The sequence below is a fragment of the Neorhizobium phenanthreniclasticum genome (assembly GCF_040066075.1).
GTDB lineage: Bacteria > Pseudomonadota > Alphaproteobacteria > Rhizobiales > Rhizobiaceae > Neorhizobium > Neorhizobium petrolearium.
This window is the reverse complement of sequence record NZ_JBEAAL010000069.1, coordinates 1-3,089: the sequence shown is the minus strand read 5'-3', so window position 1 is coordinate 3,089 and position 3,089 is coordinate 1. Positions and strand designations below refer to the sequence as shown.

The 3,089-nt window shown below is 61.8% G+C and carries 5 protein-coding genes; all 5 read left to right on the top strand.

All coding sequences use genetic code 11. From position 1 onward, the window contains the following. The coding region (locus tag ABK249_RS33670; protein WP_348864912.1) for a hypothetical protein at positions 1-219 on the top strand (219 nt) is incomplete at its 5' end. Between the two features lie 4 nt (positions 220-223). After that, a complete protein-coding gene (gene tnpA, locus ABK249_RS34000) occupies positions 224-595 on the top strand; it encodes an IS66-like element accessory protein TnpA (protein ID WP_411828577.1) in 372 nt (123 codons plus the stop codon). Next, entirely contained in the window at positions 592-942 is a 351-nt protein-coding gene (gene tnpB, locus ABK249_RS33660) for an IS66 family insertion sequence element accessory protein TnpB (protein WP_011654616.1), read from the top strand. Before tnpA ends, tnpB begins: the two co-directional genes overlap by 4 nt. 57 nt (positions 943-999) lie before the next feature. Continuing rightward, a complete protein-coding gene (tnpC, locus tag ABK249_RS33655; RefSeq protein ID WP_210059116.1) occupies positions 1,000-2,637 on the top strand; it encodes an IS66 family transposase in 1,638 nt (545 codons plus the stop codon). Further along, positions 2,637-2,936 carry a hypothetical protein gene (locus ABK249_RS33650; protein ID WP_227705922.1) on the top strand — a complete coding sequence of 100 codons (300 nt, stop codon included), beginning with the start codon at positions 2,637-2,639 and terminating at the stop codon, positions 2,934-2,936. The genes tnpC and ABK249_RS33650 overlap by 1 nt, the downstream gene beginning before the upstream one ends. Positions 2,937-3,089: the final 153 nt, after the last annotated feature.

Sequence of the window (3,089 nt, the reverse complement as noted above, 5' to 3'; positions counted from 1 at the left end):
CCGCTCCGATCGCATCGCCGCAATAAGCGCGGCGTCAAACGCAAGATGAGCAACTTTCCCCTGCGACGACGAACCGATCCACCACTGCCGCCAATCGATATCAAACAAGCCATCAAAATCATTAACTGTATGCCTGCGGCGAAGGCCGTCTGTCTTGACTTGGTGATTAGCTCTAAGTCCATGGCTTATGTCATGCACTACAGTGATTTCCCCCATTGAGCTTTTGTCTGTCGACGATTTTGGTCGCCGACGGGATTGGTCGGATGAAGAAAAGGTTCGGATCGTCGAGGAGAGCCTGCAAGGGTTTCGGCAGGGCTCGGTGACGGCGCGGCGTTATGGATTGTCGCGGTCACTGTTGACCCGTTGGCGTCGGGAATACCGAAGCGGGCTTCTGAACGTTTCCGCGTCAACGGGCTTCGTGCCGCTTGCGATTTCGCCACCGCCGGCGGCATCTTTCGCGATGGCCTCACCGCCGCTGCCTGAAGACGACAGGACGATCGAGATCGGCCTGCCGAACGGCCGACGGCTGACGATCCCGGCCTCGCTGGATCCGACCATCCTTGCCCGGCTGTTGCCGGTCCTGGATGCGTCATGATCGCCTTTCCGGCTGGGGTGAAGGTATGGATCGCGGGTGGTGTGACGGACATGCGCTGCGGCATGAACAGCCTGGCGCTGAAGGTGCAACAGGGTCTTGGCCGCGATCCTCATGGCGGCGAAGTCTTCTGCTTCCGGGGTCGCAAGGGTGATCTGATCAAGGTTCTGTGGCACGACGGGATCGGCATGTCGCTTTACCTGAAGCGGCTTGAAGCCGGAAAGTTCATCTGGCCGGTCAGTCAAAATGGCTCCGCCGTGCCAGTGTCGGCGGCGCAACTCGGCTATCTTCTGGAAGGGATCGACTGGCGCAATCCACGCTGGACGCAGCGACCTGCAACGGCAGGATAGTCGCATCGTTCCACTGTTTTTGTTGGGCTTTCTGTGGTTCCATGGTAGCTTTCGGCCATGGATGATGCTGCGTCGGAGATAGCCAGATTGCGCGCCGCGCTTGCGGCATCGGAAGCGCGTGCCACGTCTGCTGAGGCCGATCTCGCGCAGGTGCGCGCCGTCGTGACGACGTCGGAGGCGGTGATCCGGCACCTCAAGCTCGAGATCGCAAAGCTGCGCCGCGAGCAGTACGGCCAGAGCTCGGAACGGCGCGCCCGGCTGATCGACCAGATGGAACTGCAGCTTGAGGAACTCGAGGCCGATGCCACCGAAGACGAGATCGCGGCGGAACGCGTGGCGGAGAGGATCACAAGTGTCTCCGCCTTCGAACGCCGTCGGCCCGCCCGCAAGCCGTTTCCCGAGCACCTGCCGCGCCAACGGCTGATCATTGAAGCTCCTTCGACCTGCACCTGCTGTGGCTCGGCCCGGATCGTGAAGATGGGCGAAGACGTCACCGAGACGCTGGAGGTGATTCCGCGCCAGTGGAAGGTGATCCAGACGGTGCGCGAGAAGTTCACCTGCCGGGACTGCGAGAAGATCAGCCAGCCACCGGCTCCCTTCCATCCGACCCCGCGTGGGTGGGCAGGACCGAACCTGCTGGCGACGATCCTGTTTGAGAAGTTCGGCCAGCATCAGCCATTGAACCGACAGGCCGAGCGCTACGCCAGGGAAGGCGTCGCTCTCAGCCTGTCCACGCTGGCCGACCAGGTTGGTGCCTGCGCGACGGCACTGCAGCCGATCCATGATCTGATCCGTGCTCATGTGCTGGCCGCCGAGCGGCTGCATGGCGACGATACGACCGTGCCGCTCCTGGCCAGGGGCGCAACGAAGCAGGCAAGGTTATGGACCTACGTTCGCGATGATCGTCCCTTCGCGGGCGGCGCGCCTCCTGCAGCACTCTTCCACTTCTCTCCGGATCGGGAAAAGACCCATCCCAACACGCATCTTGCCGGATGGCACGGCATACTGCAGGCGGATGCCTATGGCGGCTACAACGATCTCTATCGTGCGGATCGCCGCCCCGAACCGGTCAAGAGCGCGCTCTGCTGGAGCCATGCGCGGCGCAAGTTCTTCGAACTGGCCGATATCGCCGGCAACGTGCGCAAGGGCAAACCTGCCCACGAGATATCGCCTGTCGCGCTCGAGGCTGTAGCCCGCATCGACGCGCTCTTCGATATCGAGCGGGGCATAAACGGGAAGTCCGTCGAGGAGAGACTGGTAGCGAGGCGGCAGCATGCGCGTCCGCTCGCCGAGGAACTGCACGACTGGCTTATGGCCCAGCGTTCCCAGATGTCGAAGCACAATCCAGTCGCCAAAGCGATCAACTACATGTTCGAGAAGGACGGACGCTGGGAAGCCTTCACGCGGTTCCTCGACGATGGCAGGCTTTGCATCACGAACAATGCGGCCGAGCGCGCCCTGCGCGGGATAGCTCTCGGAAGAAAGGCGTGGCTATTCGCCGGCTCCCAGCGCGGCGGCGAGCGTGCTGCCTTCATGTATTCCCTGATCGTCACGGCTAAGATGAACGATATCGATCCGCAGGCCTGGTTGGCGGATATCCTCGCCCGCATGCCCAACATTCCCGTATCACGACTGCCGGAACTGCTGCCTTGGAACTGGTCCGCCGCTGGCAGCGGCCGACAGATGGCCGCCTGATGGGCCGCCCGACGCATGTCTACACGATCGGCTACGTCGCTGTGCTGATCGGCGAAAACCTCGAACTCATCCAGGAAATCGCCAGCAACTCCGACAATATCGACTATGGCGAGATGATCCATGCCCATGACGGCAGCGAAGAGGGCATCACGACATTCACCGACCGGGGCGTCGAGAGCCTGAAAGAGTTCCTCGCCGACATCCGCACCTGGGAGGGAGGCGTTCGCCAGTTCCTTGCCGACGAGCAATGCGACCAGGAAAAGATCGAGCGCATCATGGCAGACCAGCCAAAATCATAAGCGGTGCGGTCTAAGCCGGATGGATACTTTTGGAGAAACGGTTTGGAGGATTGTTGCGAGCGCGTCATGGATGGCGTTGCGGCTTCTGGCCTGCGCCTCGCGTAGCCGGTGTTTGATCTTGGCGAAGAGCTTTTCGATCGGATTGAGATCGGG

Bases quoted from the DNA above. Each gene is read 5' to 3' on its own strand.
- tnpB (WP_011654616.1), top strand. From the start codon at position 592: ATGATCGCCTTTCCGGCTGGGGTGAAGGTATGGATCGCGGGTGGTGTG.
- tnpC (WP_210059116.1), top strand. From the start codon at position 1,000: ATGGATGATGCTGCGTCGGAGATAGCCAGATTGCGCGCCGCGCTTGCG.
- ABK249_RS33650 (WP_227705922.1), top strand. From the start codon at position 2,637: ATGGGCCGCCCGACGCATGTCTACACGATCGGCTACGTCGCTGTGCTG.